Consider the following 22,181-nt stretch of genomic DNA (forward strand, 5'->3'; position numbering starts at 1 on the left):
TTAGGCCGTCTTTGAGGGAGCCGGTTCCATATGATCCGGTCGCATAATGCAAAAAGCCCGGCGCTACAGCTACGGGCTCAGTCCAGACTCACTATGGAGGCACTGTGAAAGCATTGCAAGGCGTTGAAGGTCATGTGGAGTGGATGGAAGAACCCAGTCCTACTTGCGATGTAGGCCAAGTTCGCATTCGGGTGGCGGCAGCGGGCCTTAATCGCGCCGATTTATTACAACGTGCGGGGCTCTATCCGCCACCTCCTGGCGCCAGCCAAGTGCTGGGCCTGGAGTGTTCCGGGGTGATCAGCGAGGTAGGCGCGGGTTCTTCCTGGCAAGTCGGCGACCGCGTCTGTGCGCTGCTGGCCGGGGGCGGCATGGCCGAGGAAGTGGTGGTGGATGCCCGCCATGTGCTGTCGGTGCCTGAAGGTTTGACGTTGACCGAAGCGGCGGCGTTGCCCGAGGTGTACGGCACTGCGTGGCTGAATCTGTTCCAGTTGGCGGGCCTCAAGCCCGGCGAAAAAGTCTTGCTGCATGCCGGCGCCAGCGGCGTGGGCTCGGCAGCGATCCAGTTGTGCAAGGCGTTTGGCAGCCCGTGCTGGGTCAGCGTCGGCTCGGCAGAACGCCTGGCTTACTGCGAAGCACTCGGCGCCCAGGGCGGCGTGGTGCGTACCGACGGCATTGAAGGGCTGCGCGATTTCGGGCCGTTCGACGTGATCCTCGACCCGGTCGGCGGCAATTATGCGGCGATGGATCTGAAGCTGCTGGCCCTCGATGGGCGTTGGGTATTGATCGGCTTGATGGGCGGCCGTGATGCGCAACTGGACCTGGCGCAGGTGCTGGGCAAGCGCATCCAGCTGCTGGGCTCGACCCTGCGCAGCCGCAGCGATCAGTTCAAGGCCGACCTGTTCAGCGACTTGAGCCAGCATGTGTGGCCGCTGTTTGTTGAAGGTCGCCTGAGCCCGCAACTGGCCAGGACGTTTGCGATCAAGGATGCCGAGGCAGCATTTGCGGAGCTGGCGACTAACCAGATTTCCGGCAAGTTGGTGTTGGTGATTGACGAGACCCTGGTCTGATCTCAAGTTGAAATACAGCCACTGTGGGAGCTGGCTTGCCTGCGATAGCGGTGCATCAATGAAGAATGTTTCATCTGATACACCGCTATCGCAGGCAAGCCAGCTCCCACCGTTGATTGGGTTTCAATTCAAACTGTCAGACCCAATGATGAATCGGCCAGCCAGCCTTTTCAGCATGCTCACGCAAAACCGGATCCGGGTTCACCACCTGCGGATGATCCACCTTCAGCAACAGCGGCAAATCATTGCGCGAATCCGAGTAGAAATACGCGCCCTCCAGGCTTTCACCTTCCTGCTTCAACCATTCCAGCAACCGCGTGATCTTGCCTTCACGGTAAGTCAGTACCCCCACGGTCTTGCCGCTGTACACACCATGGCTGAGGTCCAGGTCAATGCCCAGCACTTCATCAATTCCGATACGTGCCGCAATGGGCGTGACCAGGTGCGTGCCCGAGGCAGAGATCACCAGGATCCGGTCACCCTTCGCGCGGTGGCGGGCGATGGTCTTGGTGGCGTCGCTGTAGATCAGCGGCTCGATGATGTCTTCTACCCACGGTTCGACCAGATGCGCGATCTCTTCCGGCGTGCGCCCGATCATCGGCTCCAGGCTGAAGTCCATGAAGTCTTCCATGGCCAGCTCGCCGCGGCTGTAGGCGGCCATGAGTTCGTCGTTCTGGCGCATGAACGACTCTGGGTCAACCCAGCCCAGGCGGCCCATCTGTTCGCTCCACAAGGTGGCGCAGTCGCCGTGGATCAGGGTGTCGTCCAGATCAAAAATTACCAATGCCATCTGTCACGCTCTCTCAAATCAATCGTTGCGTCAGGCTACTTCACACAACGCACTGGGGTCGATGGAAAGTGCCAGGCGCTGACCATCCGGGTGCAGATCGTCGGCCGAGCGGTTGAGCACGTCCACCACCAATTCCACGCCACGCGCTTCGATGCGATAGCGGATCACGTTGCCCAACAAACTGTGGCTGCGTACCAGCGCGTCGAGTTCGCCGCTGCGACTCAGTTCGATGGCTTCCGGGCGAATCGCGATGCGCCCGCTGATAGGCCGTTGCAGCAACTGGCTGGCCTTGTCGGCGTCAAGCAGGTTGTAGTTGCCGATAAAGCCGGCGGCAAATACATCCACGGGCGCAGTGTAAAGGGTCTCGGCATCACCGCTTTGTACGATTTTGCCCTGGTTCATGAGGAAAATGCGGTCTGACATGGTCAGCGCTTCTTCCTGGTCATGGGTCACGAAAATCGTGGTCAGGCCCAGTTCGCGCTGGATCTGGCGGATCTGCTCGCGCAGGTGCTTGCGAATCCGTGCATCCAGCGCCGACAGCGGCTCATCCAGCAACAGCAGGCGCGGACGCGTCACCAGCGAGCGGGCGAGGGCCACACGCTGGCACTGGCCGCCGGACATCTGGTGCGGGTAGCGGCCGGCGAGTTCTTTGAGCTCCACCAGTTGCAGCACTTCCTGCACGCGCTTGTGGCTGTCGTCGGCGTTGACCTTTTGCATGCGCAGGCCGAAGGCGACGTTCTGTTCCACGGTCATGTTGGGGAACAGGGCGTAGCTCTGGAACACCATGCCGATGTGCCGTTTCTGCGGGCTCAAGGGCACGATGTCCTGGCCATCCAGCAGGATCTTGCCGCTGTCCACCGAGGTCAGCCCGGCGATGCAGCGCAGCAGGGTCGACTTGCCGCAACCGGACGGGCCGAGCAGGGTGACGAATTCACCCTTGGCGATTTCGCAGTTGATGTCACTGAATACCGGCGTGCCGGCGTAGCCTTTTTGCAGGTGTTGGACGCTGACGAAGCTCATTGGCTTTTGTCCTTGTTCAAGATATTGGCGGCCCAGGTCAGCACCAGCACAAAGAAGAAATAGGAAATGACGATGGCACTGGTGAAGTGGCCGCTCGTGTTGCGCATGTTGTTCAGGTACACCTGCAGGGTCTCGTAGCGAGTGCCCACGAGGATGTTGGCGAACACGAACTCACCGAACAGGAACGAGAACGACAGCAACAGCGCCACCATCAGGCCTTTGCGCAGGTTCGGCAGCACGACAAAAATTGCGGCCTGCCAGGTGCTGGCGCCCAGCAGCTGCGAGGCGTCCATCAGGTCGCGAAGGTTGATCGCTTGCAGGTTGTTGGTGATCGCGCGGTACATGAACGGCAAGGCCACGGTGAAGTAGCAGCCGATCAGGATCCACGGCGTGCCCACCATCGCAAATGGCCCGGAGCCGTAGAGTTGCAACAAGCCCACCGATGACACCACCGGCGGCACCGCGAAGGGCAGCAGGATCAGGATGTTCATCAGCGCGTCGAGCTTGGGAAAGTGGTAATGCACCACGAACAGCAGCGGCAGAATCAGCACCACCGAGAGGATCAGCGCACCCACGCACACCAGCAATGACTGACCGAAGGCGGCCAGAAAGCGCGGGTCACTCCACAGCTGCACGTACCACTTCAGGGTAAAACCGGCGGGCAGGATGGTGGCCGACCAACTGCTGGCAATGGAGTAGACAAAGGTGCCCACCAGCGGCAATACCAGGATCGCAAACAACAGGTACACCACTGCCCGATGGTAGAGGGAGGCCGAGCCAGCTTCAGCGCGAGACATGATAGCTCCTCTTGAGCAGCAGTTGATGGACGACGGTGACCACCGTCATCAGCGCCACCAGCACCACGGCCAGGGCGCTGGCCATGTTCGGGTCCAGCGAGATGTCGCCGGAAACCATTGCCGCGATACGAATGGGCAGCACGTTGAAGTTGCCGGTGGTCAATGCATACACCGTGGCATAGGCGCCGAGGGCGTTGGCCAGCAGGATCACGAAAGTGCCCAGCAGGGCCGGAGTGAGCACCGGCAGGCCGATGTGCCGCCAGAACTGCCAGCTGCTGGCGCCGAGCAGCGAGGCCGATTCGCGCCAGTCTTCGCGCAAGGCGTCGAAGGCCGGGTAGAGCAGCAGCACACCCAGCGGAATCTGGAAGTAGGTGTACAGAATGATCAGGCCAGTCTTGGAGTACAGGTTGAAGTCCTGAATGATCCCCGCCTGCTTGAGCATGATGGTGATGCTGCCGTTAAAGCCCAGCAAAATGATGAACGCGAAGGCCAGGGGCACGCCGGCAAAGTTGCTGGTCATGTTGGCGAAAGCCGTCACGAAGTTACGCAGTGGCCCATCCACACGGCGCAATGAGTAGCTGCCGAGCACCGAGATGATGATCCCGAACACGCTGGAGTAGAAGCTGATCTCCAGGCTGTACTGGATGGCTTGCAGGTAGAACTTCGAACTGAAGATCTTGGTGAAGTTGGCCAGGCCCCAGCCGAACTCCTCCGACTGCAGGCTGTTGATCATTACCCACAGCAGCGGGGCGATTTCAAACACGATAAAGAACAGCGCAAACGGCACCAGGCACAGGATCGCCAGCCATTTGCCACGGGTTATGGCGTTCACTTGAGCAGCTCCCGGCATACAGGTTTGTCGTGGGGCACACCGAGCAGTTCGCAGACGGTGCCGCACAGGTCGGTTTGCTTCGGGATGGCGCCTGGGTCGAAGGTGAAGGCCGAGCCCATTACGAACAACGGCACTTCGCGTTCTTCCGGCAGCACACCGTTATGGGAGCGGTCGTTATTCATGCCGTGATCGGCAGTCACCAGCACCTGGTAGCCGGCGTCGAGCCAGGTTTGCAGGTAGTCGGCGAGGATGATGTCGGCCGAGCGCGCGCTGTTGCGGTATTGCGCGGTATCCAGGCCATGCTTGTGGCCGGCGTCATCAATGTTCATCGGGTGTACCACCAGGAAATTCGGCGCGTGTTTGCGGCGCAGGCTTTCGGCATCGGCGAACAGGTGTGAGTCGGGGTAGTGGTCATTCCAGTAGAAATGCCCGTGCTGGATCGCCAGGGCCTGGTCGTCGGTATGACGATCACGCACGGCATCAAAGGGCGTGCGGTTATACAACTCGCTGACCCAGTGGTAAGCCGCCGCCGCGGTGGTGAGACCCGCATCGGTGGCGTAATGGAAAATGCTGCGCTGGTTGGACAGGCGCGAGACATGGTTGTGGACAATGCCGCTGTCGATCGGGGGCACGCCGGTGAGGATGCATTCATACAACGGCCGGGACAGGGCCGGCAGTTCACATTCCAGTTTGTAAAGCGCTGCGCGTCCTGCGCCGATATAGGCCTGGAGATGCCCCATGGCATGTCGGGCAACCTCGTAGTTCAGGCCGTCGAGCACCACAAGGATGACGTTGTGCTTCATAGGGGGAGACGCTCCGCGACGATAGGCTTGACTCAATTTCACTTGGGGAACGGGGTCAAAACTGTGGGAGCGGGATTGTGTGGGAGCTGGCTTGCCTGCGATAGCATCACCTCGGTTCACATCACAAACCGAGTCGTCTGCATCGCAGGCAAGCCAGCTCCCACACAAGCCAGCTCCCACACTGACCGCTTTCACAGCTCTGGGTCTAAATAAGACCCGGGAGCCTTACTGCATATTGATGATGACTTCTTCCTGCCACTTCTGCGGCAGTGCCTTGGAGGTTTTCTCCCACGCGTCGGCATCTTTGATCGGCGTGACTTTCTTGTACTGCTCGTTCGGCAGCAGTTTGGCCTGTACATCGGCTGGCAGGGTCAGGTGCTCGGCGCGGATTGGACGTGCGTTGCCACGTGCCAGGTTGGTCTGGCCGGCGTCGCTGAAAATGTACTCACGGGTCAGCTTGGCGGCGTTCGGGTGCTTGGCGTATTTGTTGATGATGGTGGTGTAGCCGGAAATTACCGAGCCGTCCGACGGGATCAGCACCACGTAGTCATCCGGGTTGGCCATTTTGGCTTTGTAGCTCAGGCCGTTGAAGTCCCAGACCACGCCCACTTCGACTTCGCCCTTTTCCATGGTGGCGATGGTCGGGTTGGCCAGTGACAGGCGGCCTTGCTTGGCGATCTCGGCGAACATCAGCAGTGCAGGCTGGATGTTCTTCTCGTCGCCACCGTTGGCCAGGGCGGCAGCCAGCACGCCATTGGCGGCTTGGGCGGCGGTGCTCACATCACCAATAGAGACTTTGTATTTGCCGGTTTTAAGATCAGCCCAGCTTTTTGGCGCTTCAGAGCCGTGCAGCAGTTTTTTGTTGACGATAAAGGCGATGGTGCCGGTGTAGGCCAGGGCCCAGTTGCCGTCTTTATCTTTGGCCCAATCCGGCACTTGTGCCCAAGTGGTCGGTTTGTACGGCTGTGCCACGCCCTGTTTCACCGCAATCGGGCCGAAGGCAGCGCCGACGTCACCGATATCGGCGCTGGCGTTGTCTTTTTCGGCGGCGAACTTGGCGATTTCCTGGGCCGAGCTCATGTCGGTATCGATGTGCTTGAGGCCGTAGGTTTTGGCCAGGTCGTCCCAGGTGCCTTTCCAGTTAGCCCAGTCATCGGGCATGCCGACGCTGTTGACGGCGCCTTCCGCTTTCGCGGCGGCTTCCAGAGTTTTTAGATCGGTATCAGCAGCCATGGCGGCGGTGCACATGGCAATGGTCGAGCCTAACAGTGATGCCAGGAAAAGCTGTTTCATCCGAAGCTCCTTTGGGCGTTTTCAACGCTGCGTTTTTATCGACGTTTGCGGTGGTGTTGGTCTAGGTCAGCAATACCTGAGCCAATTTAGGCTCGGTGGATGACAGTTTCATGTCGATGTCGTTTTTAAATCGTTTATGTCGCTGACTTCAGACTCAGCGTAGACCATGCCCAAGCGCCCGCAGGCCCTGGACTTGGCCGATGTATTGCAGGGTGTGGAGTGGGGCGGCGGCACGGGCTGTCATCTGTCGGTCATCTGTAATGCCTAGGCTGGCAGGTAACGGCAGACGCCCGAATACAGCGCGGTTTGTGCACCTGAACGGTGCTGGTCTAGTCCAGATAGGTAACGTTGATGCGTGATGAGGCAATCAAGGCGGTGACATCCATCGGCCTGGCACTGCAAGAGCAGATCGGCCACGGGCTGTTGCCACCCGCGAGCAAACTGCCCGCCGAGCGCAAGCTCAGCGAGTTGTTTGGTACCACGCGTATTACGGTGCGGGAAGCCTTGTTACAACTGGAGGCCCAGGGCCAGATCTATCGCGAGGAGCGGCGTGGCTGGTTCGTCTCGCCGCCGCGCCTGGCTTATAACCTGATGCAACGCAGCCATTTTCACGCGATGGTCAGTGAGCAAGGGCGCGTAGCCTCGACCGAAGTGATTTCGGCGCGGCTGCAGCCGGCATCGGCAGCGGTGTGTGCATGGTTGCAGTTGCCGGCGTTGTCGAGTGTGATCCAGATCTGCCGGGGCCGGCGGATCGATGGGCGGTTGGTGCTGTATGTGGAGCATTACCTGAACCCGCAATATTTTCCGGGGATTCTGGCGTGCGACCTTAACCAGTCGATGACCGAGTTGTATGCACGCAAGTACGACCTGCACTACGGCCGCGTGCGTTTCGAGATTGTGCCGACTTCACTGCCGGTGGAGGCTGCTGGCGCATTACGTGTGTCGGTGGGCAGCCCCGGCTTGCGGATCGCCCGGGTCAACTATGACCAGCATGAGCGCTTGATCGACTGCGACCTGGAATTCTGGCGCCATGATGCGATTCACGTGGGTGTGGATGTGGTTTGACCGCCGGACATTCAACGGATGCACCACACACTGAATGTGGGAGCTGGCTTGCCTGCGATAGCATCACCGCGATCTGACAGTGATACCGAGTTGCCCGCATCGCAGGCAAGCCAGCTCCCACATTCAGGGCGTCAGTGCCTTGATCACCTGATCCACATTGCCTTCCAGCTCCGCCACCGGGTCAGCTCCGTCGACATTTAATACCAGCAATTGCGCACCGCCTGCCGTCACCGCCGTTTTAACGGCCTCACTCGGTTGGCGGTGATGCAGCACCACGGCCACGTCGTTGCTTTTCAAGTCGGCACTGAGGGTGTGCAAGGCCTCAGGCGTCCACTGCGCATCCGGCCGGGCATCGGTGCTGAGCACTTCCAGGTTCAAGCTGCTGACCAGATAAGCAAAGTGATCACTCAAGCTGACCACACTCAGGTTGTCCGCCTTGGCCAGTCTTGCTTCGCTGTCGGCGCTGAGCTTGAGCAGGCGCTGTTTGAGCGCCGCGAGGTTGGCGTCGATCCTGGGTTTGGCCGCGGGCGCCAGGCGGCTCAGGTCGGCCGCCATCACATCGGCCATGCGCCCCATATTGTTGCTCGACTGCCACGGCTGGCTGTTCAGGCCATCGGCACCGCCCGGTTGCACAGCAATACCCGGCAAGCCGCCGTCCACCGGGCGCGCGGCGTCCACTTCGACGATACGGATATTGCTGCGCCGCGCCACGGGGTAGAGCGGGTCATCCGCCCACAGCGAGCGCAGGCCGATAGCCGCGTCGGCGTCCTGGGCCAAACTGCCCAAGGCCGGCGCACCCCGGCCGGTGAAGTAGGACACCTGCCGCGAACCGGGCAGGTTGGCCGGTGCTGCGCGCTCAAGCTGTACATCGGTGCCTTTGAGCAGCACCTCGGCCAGGCCGTAGGTGATGGGCAGCGAGGCCAGCACTTTCACCGGTTTGGCGGCGTGAACCGCAGGTTTTGCAGCTTCAGCGGCCATCAACGGCGCAGTGAATAAACAGGCAATGGCCAGGGCCAGCGGATGAAAAACAGAGCGCATTATCCAAGATTCCCTTTGAGGCTGGGCACGATGCCGCGCGCGATGGCGGCAACGGCGAAGGCGATACCGGCCACCAGAATGATCGCGGCACCGGACGGGATGGGCAGGTCGAAGATGATCGGCAGCAGAATGCCGCACAGCGTGCTGAGCGTGGCGATCACCACCGAGACCCAGAAAAAACCCTTGAGCGACTGGCTCAACAGGCGCGCTGCCGCCGCCGGAATCACCAGCAGGGCGCCGACCAAAATGGCGCCGATCACCTTGACCGCCGCCACGGTGATCAAGGTCACCAGGATCACGAACAGGTAATCCAGGGTTTTGACGGCCACGCCACGCACAGCGGCCAATTGCGGGTTGAAGCTGGCCAGCATGATGCGGTTGTACAGCGGCAACGCCAGGGCCATCACCAGTGAGCCGACGACCGCCAACACCAGCAGGTCATTGCCGTTAACCGTCAGCACCGAGCCAAACAGTACGTTTTCCAGAATGTGCACATTGATCTTGCCCGCCAGAATCAACAGCAGGCTCGCACCCAGCGCCAGGGACACCGAGAGGAACACGCCGATCAGGGTGTCTGGCGCCAAGCCGGTGCGGTTGCGCAGGTAATTGAGCAGGATGCCGAACAACAGGCAGTAGCCGAACAGGCTGCCGTAAGGCCCGGTATAGGGCTCGCCGAGCAGAATGCCCACGGCCACGCCGGTCAACGCGGCGTGCCCGACGGCTTCAGAGAAGAACGCAAAGCGCTTGACCACTACCAGTGTACCCAGGCCCCCCAGCACCGGGCCGATCAGCAAGCCGGCGAGCAAGGCGTTCACCACAAACCCATAGGCCAGTGCTTCCGGCAGGTACCCGGATGAAGCCCAGCCCTGGACCATCAAACGAAAGGCTTCATAACTCATTACGCCGCGCTCCGAGGATGGGTGGAAAACAGGGTCAGCAGGCGGTCCGGGGTCAGCGCTTCTTTCGGCGTGGCGTCGAACAGCACGCGACGGTTCAGGCCGGTGACGCGATCGGCCAGGCGGCCCACGGCTTCCAGGTCATGCTCGATCCACAGCACGGTGATCCCGGCCAGGCGCCAGTCATTGAGCAGCCGTTCGAACACCTGGATACCGGCTTCATCGAGTGCCGACATCGGTTCATCCAGCACCAGCAACTGCGGCGTCGGAATCAGGCCTTGGGCCAACAGCACGCGCTGACGCTCACCGCCGGACAACGCGCCCATGCGGCGCTTGCGTTTGTCCTGCATGCCGACCCGTTCCAGTGCTTCGCCAATCGCAGCGGCGTAATGCCGGGACAGGCCGAGAAATGCCGGGCGTCGCTGGCACATGGCGGCCATGAAATCGTCGACGGTCATCGGCAAGCCCCGATCAAACTCCAGCGCCTGGGGCACATAGCCGACCGTGCCTGGCGTGTTCGGCCAGTGCAGGCGCAATTGGCCCTGGTGCGGGGTCTGCCCCAGCAAGGTCTTGATCAGCGAGCTTTTGCCGCCGCCGTTCGGGCCGACCAGGGCGTGGATGCTGCCTGGTTCGACCTCAAAACTCACCGCGTCGAGAATCACTGTGCGGCCCAAGGTCAGGGAGATCGTGTCGAACTCAAGGGTCGGGCCAATGCTGGCGACTTTCAATTGCTGCGCTGCCGTCATGCCCCTGACTCCTGAATCGCCCGTACCACGGTGTTGAGGTTGCCGGTCATTTCCACTTCGTATTTCTCTGGCGTGTATTCGCCGTAGGAAATATGCGACAGCGGGTATAGCTTGACCCCGGATTCACGCTGGATGGTCTCGACGTAGGTAGACGGGAAATCCATCTCCGAGAAGATCACCTTCACATCCAGTGCGCGCAGTTCATCGATGGTCTTTTTCAACTGGCTGGGGCTGGGCTCGATGCCATGGGCGGGCTCGACCACGGCGGTGACTTCCAGGCCAAATTCGCGCAGCAGGTAGTCGTAGGCCGCGTGCACGGTCGCAACGCGCAGGTCCGGGTTCGGCGCGCTGGTCAGTTTTGCCAGCGCATCGGCACGCATCTGGCGCAGGCGCTTGCCGTAGGCGCGGGCGTTTTGGGTGTAAGTCTTGGCGTTGTCCGGGTCGAGCTTGCCCAGTTCGCGGGCGATGTTGTTGACCTGGGCAATCGACGCACTGATCGACAGGAAGGTGTGCGGGTTGACCACCTTGCCCGCACCGCGCGCGGCGTTACCGGTGGCGGCCAGCAGCGGTACGTTGGCGTTGGCTTCGATCACCGGGATGTCCGGGCGCTCGCTGGTGGCGATCATGCGGTCGGCAAAATCATCATGGCCGACGCCATTGAGTACGATCACGTCCAGGGTGCCGATGCGCTTGATGTCTTCGGCGCGCGGTTCGTAGGCGTGGGGGTTGAAACCGGCGGGAATCAGCGGCACCACCTCGGCCTTGTCGCCGACGATATTGGCCACGTAGCTGTAATACGGGTGCAGGGTGATGCCGATGCGCAGGCGCTTGACCGCTTCGGCATTCGCGAGCGGGGCGAGCATCAGGCTGAACAGGCCAACCAGCAACAGGCGTAACAGGGGCGATGAAATAGACATGGGCACTCGGTCTTCTGGTTCAGTGACGGTGCTGGCGGGTCACGCCGGCATCGAATTGCGTGACCACCTGGCGCCAGCCGGCGGCGATCAGCGCCGCGTCGGTGAGGTCGGCAGGGGCGGCGAGGTTGGCCTGGCGGTTGAGCCACACATCCGGCTCGTCACCTTGCACGCGCATCAGCACCGAGCCGCTGGTGCTTGGCGCTTGGCTCAAACCCAGGTAGGCCGCAGGCTCGAGCAGCTGCCAGCGATGGTCGCCACGGCTCACCGAACTGGCGTCCTGGGCAAACGGTGCGAAGCCTTCTTCGGCCAGTTGCGTGGGCGTCGGCAGGGCGTTTTGCTCCTGCTGCAACAGCTGGATTTCATCCAGGGTCACGCGCAGGTCGGCGTAGATGCCTTGCTCGGCAGCGCTCAGGTCACGGCGTGCGTCCAGTTGGTGGCTGGGCACGGCGGCGACCTCCTGGGTTTCACCGTGCAGCGCCACCACCGTGCCAGCCACCGCGAGGATGATCAGGCACAGCAGCAACACGTAAAGGGTTTCATGGCCGGCCCCGGCAGGGCGTACAACCTGTGTGGTGCTCATTGGGGCTGGATATCCGCTTGGTCGATTTCCACCACATGGCCGGGGCCTGCATCAAACAGTACGTAAAACTCGGCCGAGGGCTTTTTGAACGTCAGGGTCGAGTCCTGACCGAGCTTGCCCGGCAGCAGGATGGTTTCGTCGTAGCCGATCACATCCAGGGTCACGCCCGGCGCGCCGCTGCCGTCGGAAAAACCGCCGGTGCACTGGATCTGTTCGCCGGGGATTTCCTTGCATTCGCACATCGGGTTATGGGCCAGGGCAACGGTACTGAAGCCGGCGCAGAGCAATAAAACGACGCGAGTCAGGCGCATTAAAATCATGGTTTAACTCCTTGCTTGTTCAGCCAGGCAATGGTGGCAGGCGAGGCCTGGCTCAGCGGAATGGAACCCTGGTGCATGGAGCCGTCCCAGCCTTCCATGGTCACCCACACTTCGGCATCCACGGGTGTGCGTTCCGGCACCGGCAACACCGCACCCATGCGGTACGGCGTGCCGAAGAAAATCACCCCGGCCGCGCGCAGGCTGCGCGGTTTGCCGATACGCAGGTAAGTGGCCTTGACCTGCTCGGCGCAGGTGTCGCACAGGGCGGCGTTGAAAAATTTCATCGGGCCGGCCGGGTCCGGGCGCGGGCCTTCGTTGCGAAACTCTGCGAGGGTCAGGCTCCACGGCCCCACCTGCACTTCGCCGGCCACGCGCTCGCCAATGCCGCTGTCACCGCGAAACAGTGCAGCGTCGGCAAAGTACTTGGGCATGAACCCCAGGGGCACCAGCAACAGCAGGACATTGATGTGGAAGCGCCACTTGAGCCAAAAGGCCCGCAGCGGCGAAGGTGGTGTGGTGGTCGCACGTTTGCTCATCAATTGGCCTCCGAGGTTTCAGCCTGCCTGGCCGTGGCGGGGGCCGGCGCGCGTTGCGTCTTGGCCTCGCGCTTGAAGGCGTTGAGGGTGGCCAGCGCGGTGCGTTTGGTCCAGATCAGCAGACCGCTCAACACCATCATGCTCATGATCAGGCCGAAGAATGCCCAGATCAGTTTGACCCACAGGCCGCCAAAGTCGCCGGTGTGCAGCGGACGCATGGATTCGGTGACGAACTCCAGTGTCGAGCGGTCGGACAGCAGGTGCGACACGGCAATTTCACCGTCGTACGGGTTGAGCTGCGCCGTCTGGAACATCAACGGGTACCAGCCGCGCCCGCCGATCTGCAGGTGGCTATAGGCGTTGCTGGGCAGGAACACAAAACTGGCCTCCAGCCCGGGAATGCGCTGCGTGGCGATCTCGATGGCCCGATCGATCGGGATCATTGGAGCCGGTACGCCCGGTGCTGACACAGGCACCTTCTCCCGGGCAATTACCGGCACGATGGGCTCACTGGAGATGGAAATCTGGTTGTCGCCCAGAATTGCCCGGATCAGGAACCAGATGCCGGTGATGGAAATTACCGCGATAAACCAGATCGACCAGATACCGCTCAAACGATGGAAGTCACCCCAGAAGATCCGCGCGCCATGGCGGATTCGCAGGGTCGGGCGCAGAAACCCTTTCCAGAAACGCTTGTACACCACCAGCCCGGTGACCAGGGATGCCAGCAGCGGTATGCCAAGCGCCGACACCAGGTACCAACCCCAGCTGTAGCCATTGGTAAACGGCACCAGCCACCAACCGTGCAAGGCACGGGTAAATTGCTGGAAGTTGAACGCTGGGCTGATGCCCTGGATCACGCCGGTATACGGGTTGACGTAGACCTCCACCGAGCGCCCGTCGGGGTAACTGAGGTCGACACTCAGCGCGAAGTGCGACTCGTCCGGGCGGGTGATCGACTGCACGATTGCCTGGGGTTCGTTGCGCTTGATGGCGCCGATGACCTGGTCGTAACTCAGCCGTTCGGCATCGTCCGACGGCTTGCTGGCGCGGATGTCCGGGTTGGCCAGCCAGACGATTTCCTGGCTGACCACCGCCAGGGTGCCGGTGACGCAGACGATCAGTACAAAAAACCAGATGGGCAACGCCAACCAGCTATGAACCAGAAACCAGAGTTTTGAGCGTGACTTCTTCGACATGTGAATGCGGGTCTTGATCGGAGGAGGGCGAAGGAGGCCCGGAAAAGGCCAGTCGTAGCTTTTGCTGACGCGACGGGCTGTATCTAAGTTAAGACGGATGAGAATGAGAAATCCCTAAGCGGGATATGAAAGAAAATGTTTCAGCGTTGCCGGATTGAACACGAAACATGTTCCAAGCCATCACCCAGGTGCCATTGATGGGGCCGGGGGGCTGCGTAGGATGGGGTCATACCGTTGAGCGAGCGCTTATAAAAGTGAGTCCACAAACATGACTGCCAGAACCCTCTACGACAAACACATCGACTCCCACACGGTGTGCGCCCTGGATGACCAGGGCCATGTGCTGCTGTATATAGACCGCCAGGTGATCAACGAATACACCAGCCCCCAGGCGTTCAGCGGCCTGCGCGAGGCCAAGCGTGGCGTATGGCGCCCCGGCACCGCGCTGGCGGTGGTCGACCACGTAAACCCCACCACGCCCATGCGCATTGCCGCGATGCCTGACGCAGGCGGCGCGCGGCAAGTCTCGTACCTGGCGGAAAACTGCCAGGACTTCGGTATCGAGCTGCTGGACATCCTCGACAAACGCCAAGGCATCGAACACGTGATTGCCCCGGAGCAGGGCTTTATCCTGCCGGGCATGGTGATTGCCGCCGGCGACAGCCACACCACCACCTACGGTGCCCTCGGCGCCTTCGGGTTTGGCATCGGCACCTCGGAAATCGAGCACCTGCTGGCCTCGCAGACCCTGGTGTACAAACGCCTGAAAAGCATGCGCGTGACGGTAGACGGCACCCTGGGCAACGGCCTGACTTCCAAGGACGTGATCATGGCACTGATCGGCAAGATCGGCGCGTCCGGGGCCACCGGTTACGCCATCGAGTTTCGCGGCGCCACCATTGATGCGCTGAGTGTTGAAGCGCGCATGACCATCTGCAACATGGCGGTGGAAGCTGGCGCGCGGGGCGCGTTTATGGCACCCGACGAAAAAGTCTTCGCCTACCTCAAAGGCAAGCCGCGTGCGCCCAAGGGCGAGTTGTGGGAACAAGGCCTGGTGCAATGGCGCACGTTGCATACCGACGCCGACGCGGTGTTCGACCAGGAAGTGCAGCTGGACGCCAGCACCCTGGAACCCATGGTCACCTGGGGCACCAGCCCCGACCAGGCCGCGCCCATCGGCGCCCGCGTGCCGGACCCGCAAGACGTCAGCGACCTGATCCTGCGCCAGGACATGCGCCGCGCCCTCAACTACATGGGCCTGGAAGCCGGCATGCCGCTCAGCGACATTGTGATCAGCCACGCGTTTATCGGCTCTTGCACCAACGCGCGCATCGAAGACCTGCGCGACGCCGCCAGTGTGGTGCGCGGCAGGCAGGTGGCCGAGCATGTGCGGGCGATGATCGTGCCGGGCTCCACCGAGGTACGCGACCAGGCCGAAGCCGAAGGGCTGGCGGCGATCTTTATCGACGCCGGCTTCGAATGGCGCCAGTCAGGCTGCTCGATGTGCCTGGCGATGAACGATGACGTGCTGGCGCCCGGTGATCGCTGCGCGTCCAGCACCAACCGCAACTTCGAAGGCCGCCAGGGCGCCGGGGCGCGCACTCACTTGATGAGCCCGGCGATGGTCGCCGCCGCGGCCATCACCGGCCGCCTCACTGATATCCGTCATTTTGGAGACCGCCCATGAGCCTGCAACCGTTTACCCAGGTCACCGGCCAGGCCGCGCCGATGCTGGCGGCGAATATCGACACTGACGTGATCATGCCCAAGCAATTTCTCAAAGGCATCGACCGCGCAGGCCTCGATCGCGGGCTGTTCTTCGACCTGCGCTTTTTGCCCAATGGCGCACCCAACCCCGAATTCGTATTGAACCAGCCGGCCTGGCTGGGCGCACGTTTCATGGTGGTGGGGCCGAACTTCGGCTGTGGTTCCAGCCGCGAACACGCGGTGTGGGGCTTGAAGCAGATGGGCATTCGCGCGCTGATCGGCAGCAGCTTTGCCGGGATCTTTTATGACAACTGCCAGCGCAACGGGGTGTTGTTGATCACCTTGGACGAGGCGGTGCTGCACACACTCGGGCAGACGGTCAGCCAGCCTGCGCAGGCGCAGATCAGCGTGGACCTTGAGGCGCAACAGATTCGCTTGGCCGATGGCCAGGTGATCTCGTTCCAGATCGACACCTTGCGCAAGACCGCGTTGTTGCTCGGCCTGGATGCGATTGGCAGCACGTTGCAACGCAGTGAGCAGATCAAAACCTTCGAGCGCCAGCATCTGGCGGCCAACCCCTGGCTTGGTTGAAAACCTTAATGGGGTAACTACGTAGTTATATAAGTAGAACAAACGCCCTCCAGTTATTGGGGGGCGTTTTTTTTGGGGGACTATTTACTTTTCAAATAACGCCGGTTGCACCGCGTAACCTCAGTGATTGCAAGGGCGGTGTAGCGTTAGTAGATGAAGCCCTGAAAAAATACAAGGGTATTTGTTGACACCTTGTAGGTCATCGGCTTAAGTGGATGCTGACTTGGAAAGTCGCACATTATAAGAAAAGGAAGTTGATGCCATGCCCCGTGAATTAGTGGTCATTTATATCTCTCTGGTGCCGGTGATCGAGTGGGTAACTTGATCGACTTCTGCCACCTGTCAATCAGTTGTCGTTGTTGCGGATATTACGGTCTTTTCCAGTGTGAAAAGGCACATATGCCGATGCCTTAACATTCGTTCAGAACACAGAGAGTTCAAACTCATGTCGATTTTTGATCAAGCGATCCACCGTTCGGTACAGTGGCAGGATTGGCGTTGGCAGCAGAAGAATGCCATCCGCGATGAACCGGCACTGCGGGCTGCCTGCGGTGGCTGGAGCGAGGAAACCAGCGCGCATATCGAACACAACTTGCAAGACCGCAAGCTGCAGATAACCCCTTATTACATTGACTTGATCAAGCGCTCTCTCACCGATGGCGAGGTGATGGACCATCCGCTGTGGCGCCAAGTAGTGCCCTACTGGAGCGAACAGGTCGCTGGCGATTACGACGGCACCTCGGAGAACTGGGAACTTGGCCACGAAATGAAAACGCCGATTTGCCAGCACAAATACGACAACCGCGTGATCCTGCGCATGACCAACACCTGCAACGCCTATTGCCAGTTCTGCTTCGAAGCGCTGCGCACCCTGCAAGTGGGTACCGAGAAGGCCAATGCCAGCGCCGACTCGTTCAAGGACTCGCTCGAGTACATCCGCAACAACCCGGCCATCGAAGAGGTGATTCTCAGCGGCGGTGACCCGTTGATGCTCGCCGACCGCAAGCTCGAAGAGAACCTCGCCGCCCTGCGTGGCATCCGCGACGACCTGCTGATTCGCCTGCACACACGGGCCTTGAGCTTTAACCCGTTTCGCGTCACCGATGAGTTATTGGCCATGCTGGAAAAGTACAAGGTCAATGCGTTTGGCGTGCATGTATGCCACCCGCTGGAACTGAGTGCGGACTTTGCCGTGGCGGTTAAACGTATCCAAAGTGTGGTGCCGATTGTGTTCTCCAACATGCCGCTGTTGCGCGGTGTGAATGATGATGAAGCCACCTTGCATAAACTGTTTATTGATCTTTATCGGTTGGGCGTAAAGCCATATTACTTGTACCACTTCATGCCGTTTTCTCCGGGGGCGTCGGAATATAAAGCATCGATCAGCCACGCCATCGCTATTATGGATCGCCTCAAGCGGCGCGTGTCCAATATAGCCATGCCGGAATATGTGCTGCCGCATGCACAGGGCAAGTTTACCGTGCCGCTGCTGGACTTTGAAAAGCCACAAGACTTGCCGCACTTTGAAGTGCGCGATGGGCAACGTCATTACCGCTTCCGTAATTGGGAAGGGCAGTGGTGCAGTTGGCAGGATGCCTGAAGTGACTGACGCATGAGGCGGTATTAATGATGAAACAAGATGCCATTCTTTTTATTGATGTTGATGACAGTGCCTCTGTTCGCTATTGCTACCGCGAGCCGCACTTCGCGGTGGCCCGTGCCCAAGGCCTGGCCTGCTTGACGGCGGGTGTGGCCGGACGCGAGCATCTGCAACGGCTGCGGGACGACAGTGATGCAGTGTTCCTGCTCGACGCGTTGAATGAACAATCGATTCTGGATTTGGTGGGGCGGCTGGATGGGCAGTACCAGATCCGCGCAATCTTCTGCCAGGCCGGCCACCCGTCTGCGCAGGGCGAAGTCGGCTGCATCGTGGCGCAGGCCTCTCGGCGGCTGGGCCTGGTGCATAGCGACCCACTCGCCATTGCTGCGTGTAACAACAAGTTCCTGATGCGCCGCGCGCTGAAAAAACTCGGCGTGCGTTCGGTGCCGTTTGCGCTGTGCAACAACGAACAGCAACTGCGCGAAGGTGCCGAGCAAGTCGGTTACCCGCTGATCGCCAAGCCACCCTTTGGTGGCGCGTCGGCATTTATCAAGAAATGCTCTGACTGGGCGCAGTTGCGCAGCCACTACGCGCATTTCCTGGCAGATCATGCCAGCGCAGCCTATGCGGATTTCTACGGCTGCGCCCACACGTTGCCGGAGAACGATGGGCAGCGACGAGAATACCTGCCGGGGCGTAGCCTTTTGCTTGAAGGGTTCATCCCAGGTATTGAAGGCAGTGTGGAGTGTGTGGTGGCGGGCGAGCAGGTTCATGCGCTGCTGATCAATGAAAAACTGATGTTGACCGAGCGCAGTGGCACCGTCCTGGAGAACCTGCTGATTTCGCCGCCGACGTCCTTTACCGACGCCCAGTGTGAGCAGATCCGCCAGTACGCCGTGGAGTGCCTGCGCGCGGTGGGCCTGACCAATGCCGTGGTGCATTTCGAGTTCCGCATGACGGACGCGGGGCCGGTGGTGATCGAAATCAACCCACGCGTCGGCGGGCTGTACGTCAATGCCGCGTTCCGTGACTTGGCAGGCATTGACCCGTACCAGCTGTATCTGTCGCTGCTGCTGGGTGAGCCAGGTGTGAATGCGCAGTTGGACGCCGGCGCACGCCAGGTCGCGCAGGCCTCGCAACACTACTCGATGCTGGCGATCTATCCGGAGCACAGTGGCCACTTCAAGGGTATTGAAGGCCTTGAATGGCTCGCTCAACAGCCGGCGGTGCTGGAATATGCCCAACAGGAGTCCGGTCACTCTATTGATGCCGATATCGAAGAGCATTACTTGCTCAAGTGCTGGGCCAGGGTCGACGATGCTGCCCACGCCCATGCGGTGCATGATGCAATACGGCACAATCTGCGCGTGATTATCGACAATAAGGGTTAGCGATATGGATATCCCACAGATTGGCGCGTACTTGCGCGAGCACCACTATTGTCACCGTCGGGACTTTGGCCAGTTGCTCAAGGTTGAGCCCGGCGAGGAGCAAAGCTTTCGCGCCTACTGGGCGAACCTGGTGCGCGATGAGGCGTTCAAGGCATACACGCATCGCGAACGGCGGATCCTGCGCTATCGTTTATCCCCGACGCGGCAGTTGCAGATCGACCGCAATAGCGCGTTCAAGTCGCCGGTCACCTATGCGGTCAACTATCGCCAGGGCGTCAACCACTTGAGCTACAGCGAGGAGGGCTTTATCGAGCACCCACTGATGCAGAAATTGCTCGCCACCGACCTGGCGGTGCTCGAACCGCACCTTGGCCCGCATGCCTACACCATTGATATCCACCAGTTTCGCGTGCGTGCAGAGGGGCCATCGCCCAGCCCGACTACCTCGGGTATTCATCAGGATGGCCTGGACTGGGTGTTCATGCACTTCATTGGCCAGAGCAACACGGTGCCGGTGGTGTCCGAGGTGTTTACCGGTGAGGCGGAGCATAGCCGCGTGCTGGACCTGGCGATGGAGCAGTTCCTGGAAACCATCGTGATCAACGACCGTGGGCTATATCACCGCGCCGGCGCCGTGCGGGCGCAGGCCGATTCGGCACCGGCCTGGCGCGATGTGCTGCTGGTGAGCCTGCGCGGCGTGACGGCTGATGACGTACGGGTAGAAGACGAGGTACAACCGGCATGAGTGACGTTCAGCCATTGGGCCTGTCGACCCGCAACGCACGCTTGATCATCTTTGCGCGGGGCGTGTCGGACTTCGGCGCATTCCTCAACATGGTGGCACTCTCGACCTACGTTTACTGGCTCAGCCAAAGCGTGGTGTTTGTCAGTGTGTTCCTGGCGTGCCGGGTGACCGGCGGGATTGTCGCCAGCCTGTTCGGCATCCCGTTTTTCCGGCGCTTCCCGGGGCGCAGTACCTTGGCCGGGCTGGACCTGGCCCGCGCGCTGTTACTGGTGCCGCTGCTGGTGCTGATCCCGTCGCATCAACTCAACGTGTTGCCGTTTATCGCGTTCGGCATCGGCCTGTGCAATTCGCTGTTTGCCATTGGCCTGAACAGCCAGTTGCCGACCTGGGTGGCGCTTGAACAGCGGGTGGGCACCAATGCCTGGATCACCTCGGCGGCGGCTACCGGTGCGGTGTTTGGCAGCTTGCTTTCCGGTGTGCTGATCGCCACGGGCGGATTCGAGGCGGTGTTTGCCGTCAACATCGGCACTTACGTGGTGGCGGCTTGCCTGATCCTGCCGTTGCGCGCCTTGTATTCAGTCGCCGTTGCCGCGCATCGTGGGCTTGCGGCCGAATGGCATGAGTTGACCAAAGGCCTGCGCGGTGCACCGGTGTTGGCGGCGATGTTGCTGATCAGCATGCTCGACACCCTCGGCAGCGCGGCACATAACGTCGGCTGGCCGGTGTTGTCGCAATACATTTCGCCGGACACCGCGAAAACCGTCATGGGCTACCTGCTGGCGGTGTGGGCCTGCGGCAAGTTCATCGGTGCGCGCCTGGCCAGTGCGTTGCTCAAGGGCCGTGGCACCCAAGGCATGGAGCGCTGGTTCATGGCGGGTGTGGCGCTGATGTCCAGCGGCTTTATCCTGACCTTCCAGCAAACCGAACTGTGGCTGGCGCTGCTGCTGGTGGTGTGGGCCGGGCTGGGCGATGGCATCTCCGAGGTGGCGCTGGTTTCCCGCGCACAAAGCGAACCCGATAGCTTGCGCCTGCCGCTGTTCAGCTTGTTGACGCTGATCCAGATGGCCGGCTTTGGCGTGGGCATGCTGGTGGTGGGGCCGTTCTACCTGACGTGGACGCCAGCCCAGGTGATCGTGCTGTTCCACGGGTTGCCATTGACGGCCCTGGTGATCATGACGGTATGGCTGGGTGTCAGCGCCACGCGGGGCGTTAGATCGACAACCCCTTGAAGTGCTCCTGCAAAAACTCCACGCAGGCGCGCAATTTACCGGAGTAGGCCAAACGTGTCGGGTACACCGCCCACACGTTGGCACTCTGTGTGTAGGTGTGCAGCACCTGCACCAGCTTGCCCTGTTCCAGCAGCGGTTTTACGTCCCACATCGAGCGCAGTAACACGCCGCGCCCGTCCAACGCCCACTGCAACACGATCTCGCCGTTGTTCGATGACAGCGGCCCGCGTACACGCACGCTTTCGGGCGCGCCGTCACGCTCCAGGTTCCAGATGCCGAACGCATTGTCGCGCTCCTTGAGCACCAGGCAGTCGTGCTGCTCCAGGTCGCTCAACTGTTGCGGCGTGCCTTTGCGTTGCAGGTATTCCGGTGCCGCGCACAGCACGCGGCGATTGCTCACCAGCCGCCTGCCGATGTGCTGGCCGGGGATGTCATCGCCGACGCGAATCTCCAGGTCAAACCCTTCACTGACGATATCCACCACGCGGTCGAACAGGTCCAGGCGGATTTCCAGGTCCGGGTACTGCTCGGCCAGCAACGACAGGGCCGGCGCCACATGATTGCGGCCGAAACCGAAGCTGCTGCACAGGTGCAGATGCCCGCGCGGGCTGTCGTGGGCATCGCTGAGTTCATCGGACAGTTGCTGGAAATCTTCGAGGATACGCACAGCCCAGCGTTGTACTCGCTCGCCGTCTTCGGTCAGGGCGATGCGGCGGCTGGTGCGGTGCAGCAGGCGCGTGGCCAGGGTGGTTTCGAGGATCTGAATGCGCTTGCTCACATACGCAGGCGACAGCCCCAGTTCATCGGCGGCGGCTGCGAAGCCGGCCTTGCGGATCACGGTGAGGAACACCCGCAGGTCTTCGGGTAGGGGCACGGTATCTTTCTTATGAGTCATCAGCGACAGATGTGGCGGCATGAGCTGCCAGAATAGCACCGGTGTGGTGAGGGAGCTTGCTGCCGCTGGACCTGGTGGGTGTGCCCAGGATTCTGGGGCTGCTGCGCAGCCCAGCGGGAGCAAG

At 61.0% G+C, this 22,181-nt stretch carries 23 protein-coding genes; 8 read left to right on the forward strand and 15 right to left on the reverse strand.

Going from position 1 to position 22,181, the window contains the following annotated elements:
* Positions 1-104 precede the first annotated feature (104 nt).
* Positions 105-1,067 (forward strand): zinc-binding dehydrogenase, encoded by a 963-nt coding sequence (locus HU759_RS10550; RefSeq protein ID WP_186618348.1) that lies wholly within the window; start codon positions 105-107, stop codon positions 1,065-1,067.
* Positions 1,068-1,203: 136 nt separating this feature from the next.
* Here HU759_RS10550 and HU759_RS10555 read toward each other — a convergent pair whose 3' ends face one another.
* From HU759_RS10555 to HU759_RS10580, 6 genes are all read right to left on the reverse strand, one after another.
* Positions 1,204-1,857, reverse strand: coding sequence for an HAD family hydrolase (locus HU759_RS10555; protein WP_099547875.1), 654 nt, complete (start codon positions 1,855-1,857; stop codon positions 1,204-1,206).
* A gap of 30 nt (positions 1,858-1,887) precedes the next feature.
* Positions 1,888-2,877 (reverse strand): ABC transporter ATP-binding protein, encoded by a 990-nt coding sequence (locus tag HU759_RS10560; RefSeq protein WP_010565203.1) that lies wholly within the window; start codon positions 2,875-2,877, stop codon positions 1,888-1,890.
* Positions 2,874-3,674, reverse strand: a complete 801-nt coding sequence (locus tag HU759_RS10565; protein ID WP_169985813.1) for an ABC transporter permease — start codon at positions 3,672-3,674, stop codon at positions 2,874-2,876. Before HU759_RS10565 ends, HU759_RS10560 begins: the two co-directional genes overlap by 4 nt.
* On the reverse strand, positions 3,661-4,506 hold the full coding sequence (locus HU759_RS10570) for an ABC transporter permease subunit (protein WP_017136369.1): 846 nt from the start codon (positions 4,504-4,506) through the stop codon (positions 3,661-3,663). Before HU759_RS10570 ends, HU759_RS10565 begins: the two co-directional genes overlap by 14 nt.
* The gene (locus HU759_RS10575; RefSeq protein WP_017136368.1) at positions 4,503-5,309 is read right to left on the reverse strand and encodes an alkaline phosphatase family protein; all 807 of its coding nucleotides are present in this window, start codon (positions 5,307-5,309) and stop codon (positions 4,503-4,505) included. Before HU759_RS10575 ends, HU759_RS10570 begins: the two co-directional genes overlap by 4 nt.
* Positions 5,310-5,534: 225 nt before the next feature.
* A complete protein-coding gene (locus HU759_RS10580; protein ID WP_017136367.1) occupies positions 5,535-6,602 on the reverse strand; it encodes an ABC transporter substrate-binding protein in 1,068 nt (355 codons plus the stop codon).
* Positions 6,603-6,953: 351 nt separating this feature from the next.
* Here HU759_RS10580 and HU759_RS10585 point away from each other — a divergent pair, with 351 nt between their 5' ends.
* The gene (locus HU759_RS10585; RefSeq protein WP_017136366.1) at positions 6,954-7,667 is read left to right on the forward strand and encodes a UTRA domain-containing protein; all 714 of its coding nucleotides are present in this window, start codon (positions 6,954-6,956) and stop codon (positions 7,665-7,667) included.
* Positions 7,668-7,790: 123 nt separating this feature from the next.
* On the opposite strand, the gene HU759_RS10590 is transcribed toward HU759_RS10585, so the two are convergent.
* From HU759_RS10590 to HU759_RS10625, 8 genes are read right to left on the reverse strand one after another with little or no spacing between them, the layout of a single operon-like run.
* Entirely contained in the window at positions 7,791-8,705 is a 915-nt protein-coding gene (locus HU759_RS10590; protein ID WP_017136365.1) for a zinc ABC transporter substrate-binding protein, read from the reverse strand.
* Positions 8,705-9,604, reverse strand: a complete 900-nt coding sequence (locus tag HU759_RS10595) for a metal ABC transporter permease (protein ID WP_017136364.1) — start codon at positions 9,602-9,604, stop codon at positions 8,705-8,707. The genes HU759_RS10590 and HU759_RS10595 overlap by 1 nt, the downstream gene beginning before the upstream one ends.
* The gene (locus tag HU759_RS10600) at positions 9,604-10,347 is read right to left on the reverse strand and encodes a metal ABC transporter ATP-binding protein (protein ID WP_017136363.1); all 744 of its coding nucleotides are present in this window, start codon (positions 10,345-10,347) and stop codon (positions 9,604-9,606) included. Before HU759_RS10600 ends, HU759_RS10595 begins: the two co-directional genes overlap by 1 nt.
* A complete protein-coding gene (locus tag HU759_RS10605; protein WP_170040027.1) occupies positions 10,344-11,264 on the reverse strand; it encodes a metal ABC transporter substrate-binding protein in 921 nt (306 codons plus the stop codon). The genes HU759_RS10600 and HU759_RS10605 overlap by 4 nt, the downstream gene beginning before the upstream one ends.
* A gap of 19 nt (positions 11,265-11,283) precedes the next feature.
* Positions 11,284-11,844 carry a DUF6162 family protein gene (locus tag HU759_RS10610; RefSeq protein WP_170040029.1) on the reverse strand — a complete coding sequence of 187 codons (561 nt, stop codon included), beginning with the start codon at positions 11,842-11,844 and terminating at the stop codon, positions 11,284-11,286.
* Positions 11,841-12,164 carry a hypothetical protein gene (locus tag HU759_RS10615; RefSeq protein ID WP_170040031.1) on the reverse strand — a complete coding sequence of 108 codons (324 nt, stop codon included), beginning with the start codon at positions 12,162-12,164 and terminating at the stop codon, positions 11,841-11,843. The genes HU759_RS10610 and HU759_RS10615 overlap by 4 nt, the downstream gene beginning before the upstream one ends.
* Complete coding sequence (locus HU759_RS10620) at positions 12,161-12,700, reverse strand: hypothetical protein (RefSeq protein ID WP_017136359.1); 540 nt, start codon at positions 12,698-12,700, stop codon at positions 12,161-12,163. Before HU759_RS10620 ends, HU759_RS10615 begins: the two co-directional genes overlap by 4 nt.
* Complete coding sequence (locus HU759_RS10625; RefSeq protein WP_017136358.1) at positions 12,700-13,899, reverse strand: PepSY domain-containing protein; 1,200 nt, start codon at positions 13,897-13,899, stop codon at positions 12,700-12,702. Before HU759_RS10625 ends, HU759_RS10620 begins: the two co-directional genes overlap by 1 nt.
* Before the next feature lie 268 nt (positions 13,900-14,167).
* Between HU759_RS10625 and leuC the strand changes: the two genes are divergently transcribed.
* From leuC to HU759_RS10655, 6 genes are all read left to right on the forward strand, one after another.
* Complete coding sequence (gene leuC, locus HU759_RS10630) at positions 14,168-15,586, forward strand: 3-isopropylmalate dehydratase large subunit (RefSeq protein ID WP_186618346.1); 1,419 nt, start codon at positions 14,168-14,170, stop codon at positions 15,584-15,586.
* Positions 15,583-16,197, forward strand: a complete 615-nt coding sequence (gene leuD, locus HU759_RS10635; RefSeq protein WP_176991150.1) for a 3-isopropylmalate dehydratase small subunit — start codon at positions 15,583-15,585, stop codon at positions 16,195-16,197. Before leuC ends, leuD begins: the two co-directional genes overlap by 4 nt.
* A 445-nt stretch (positions 16,198-16,642) precedes the next feature.
* The gene (locus HU759_RS10640; protein ID WP_169985824.1) at positions 16,643-17,797 is read left to right on the forward strand and encodes a radical SAM protein; all 1,155 of its coding nucleotides are present in this window, start codon (positions 16,643-16,645) and stop codon (positions 17,795-17,797) included.
* Positions 17,798-17,823: 26 nt separating this feature from the next.
* Positions 17,824-19,188 (forward strand): ATP-grasp domain-containing protein, encoded by a 1,365-nt coding sequence (locus HU759_RS10645; RefSeq protein ID WP_225933041.1) that lies wholly within the window; start codon positions 17,824-17,826, stop codon positions 19,186-19,188.
* A gap of 4 nt (positions 19,189-19,192) precedes the next feature.
* Positions 19,193-19,933, forward strand: a complete 741-nt coding sequence (locus tag HU759_RS10650; protein ID WP_186618345.1) for a 2OG-Fe dioxygenase family protein — start codon at positions 19,193-19,195, stop codon at positions 19,931-19,933.
* The gene (locus HU759_RS10655; RefSeq protein WP_186618342.1) at positions 19,930-21,162 is read left to right on the forward strand and encodes an MFS transporter; all 1,233 of its coding nucleotides are present in this window, start codon (positions 19,930-19,932) and stop codon (positions 21,160-21,162) included. Before HU759_RS10650 ends, HU759_RS10655 begins: the two co-directional genes overlap by 4 nt.
* On the opposite strand, the gene HU759_RS10660 is transcribed toward HU759_RS10655, so the two are convergent.
* On the reverse strand, positions 21,143-22,057 hold the full coding sequence (locus HU759_RS10660; RefSeq protein ID WP_017136351.1) for a LysR substrate-binding domain-containing protein: 915 nt from the start codon (positions 22,055-22,057) through the stop codon (positions 21,143-21,145). The two genes, HU759_RS10655 and HU759_RS10660, sit on opposite strands and share 20 nt — an antisense overlap.
* Positions 22,058-22,181: the final 124 nt, after the last annotated feature.

Origin of the sequence: Pseudomonas sp. OE 28.3, assembly GCF_014268205.2 — a bacterium.
In the GTDB taxonomy this organism is placed as follows: Bacteria; Pseudomonadota; Gammaproteobacteria; order Pseudomonadales; family Pseudomonadaceae; genus Aquipseudomonas; species Aquipseudomonas edaphica.

What these genes read in the sequence shown, in the direction of transcription:
- HU759_RS10555 (WP_099547875.1), bottom strand. Translation starts at nt 1,857, where the DNA reads ATGGCATTGGTAATTTTTGATCTGGACGACACCCTGATCCACGGCGAC.
- HU759_RS10560 (WP_010565203.1), bottom strand. Translation starts at nt 2,877, where the DNA reads ATGAGCTTCGTCAGCGTCCAACACCTGCAAAAAGGCTACGCCGGCACG.
- HU759_RS10565 (WP_169985813.1), bottom strand. Translation starts at nt 3,674, where the DNA reads ATGTCTCGCGCTGAAGCTGGCTCGGCCTCCCTCTACCATCGGGCAGTG.
- HU759_RS10575 (WP_017136368.1), bottom strand. Translation starts at nt 5,309, where the DNA reads ATGAAGCACAACGTCATCCTTGTGGTGCTCGACGGCCTGAACTACGAG.
- HU759_RS10580 (WP_017136367.1), bottom strand. Translation starts at nt 6,602, where the DNA reads ATGAAACAGCTTTTCCTGGCATCACTGTTAGGCTCGACCATTGCCATG.
- HU759_RS10585 (WP_017136366.1), top strand. Translation starts at nt 6,954, where the DNA reads ATGCGTGATGAGGCAATCAAGGCGGTGACATCCATCGGCCTGGCACTG.
- HU759_RS10590 (WP_017136365.1), bottom strand. Translation starts at nt 8,705, where the DNA reads ATGCGCTCTGTTTTTCATCCGCTGGCCCTGGCCATTGCCTGTTTATTC.
- HU759_RS10595 (WP_017136364.1), bottom strand. Translation starts at nt 9,604, where the DNA reads ATGAGTTATGAAGCCTTTCGTTTGATGGTCCAGGGCTGGGCTTCATCC.
- HU759_RS10600 (WP_017136363.1), bottom strand. Translation starts at nt 10,347, where the DNA reads ATGACGGCAGCGCAGCAATTGAAAGTCGCCAGCATTGGCCCGACCCTT.
- HU759_RS10605 (WP_170040027.1), bottom strand. Translation starts at nt 11,264, where the DNA reads ATGTCTATTTCATCGCCCCTGTTACGCCTGTTGCTGGTTGGCCTGTTC.
- HU759_RS10610 (WP_170040029.1), bottom strand. Translation starts at nt 11,844, where the DNA reads ATGAGCACCACACAGGTTGTACGCCCTGCCGGGGCCGGCCATGAAACC.
- HU759_RS10615 (WP_170040031.1), bottom strand. Translation starts at nt 12,164, where the DNA reads ATGATTTTAATGCGCCTGACTCGCGTCGTTTTATTGCTCTGCGCCGGC.
- HU759_RS10620 (WP_017136359.1), bottom strand. Translation starts at nt 12,700, where the DNA reads ATGAGCAAACGTGCGACCACCACACCACCTTCGCCGCTGCGGGCCTTT.
- HU759_RS10625 (WP_017136358.1), bottom strand. Translation starts at nt 13,899, where the DNA reads ATGTCGAAGAAGTCACGCTCAAAACTCTGGTTTCTGGTTCATAGCTGG.
- leuC (WP_186618346.1), top strand. Translation starts at nt 14,168, where the DNA reads ATGACTGCCAGAACCCTCTACGACAAACACATCGACTCCCACACGGTG.
- leuD (WP_176991150.1), top strand. Translation starts at nt 15,583, where the DNA reads ATGAGCCTGCAACCGTTTACCCAGGTCACCGGCCAGGCCGCGCCGATG.
- HU759_RS10640 (WP_169985824.1), top strand. Translation starts at nt 16,643, where the DNA reads ATGTCGATTTTTGATCAAGCGATCCACCGTTCGGTACAGTGGCAGGAT.
- HU759_RS10645 (WP_225933041.1), top strand. Translation starts at nt 17,824, where the DNA reads ATGATGAAACAAGATGCCATTCTTTTTATTGATGTTGATGACAGTGCC.
- HU759_RS10650 (WP_186618345.1), top strand. Translation starts at nt 19,193, where the DNA reads ATGGATATCCCACAGATTGGCGCGTACTTGCGCGAGCACCACTATTGT.
- HU759_RS10655 (WP_186618342.1), top strand. Translation starts at nt 19,930, where the DNA reads ATGAGTGACGTTCAGCCATTGGGCCTGTCGACCCGCAACGCACGCTTG.
- HU759_RS10660 (WP_017136351.1), bottom strand. Translation starts at nt 22,057, where the DNA reads ATGACTCATAAGAAAGATACCGTGCCCCTACCCGAAGACCTGCGGGTG.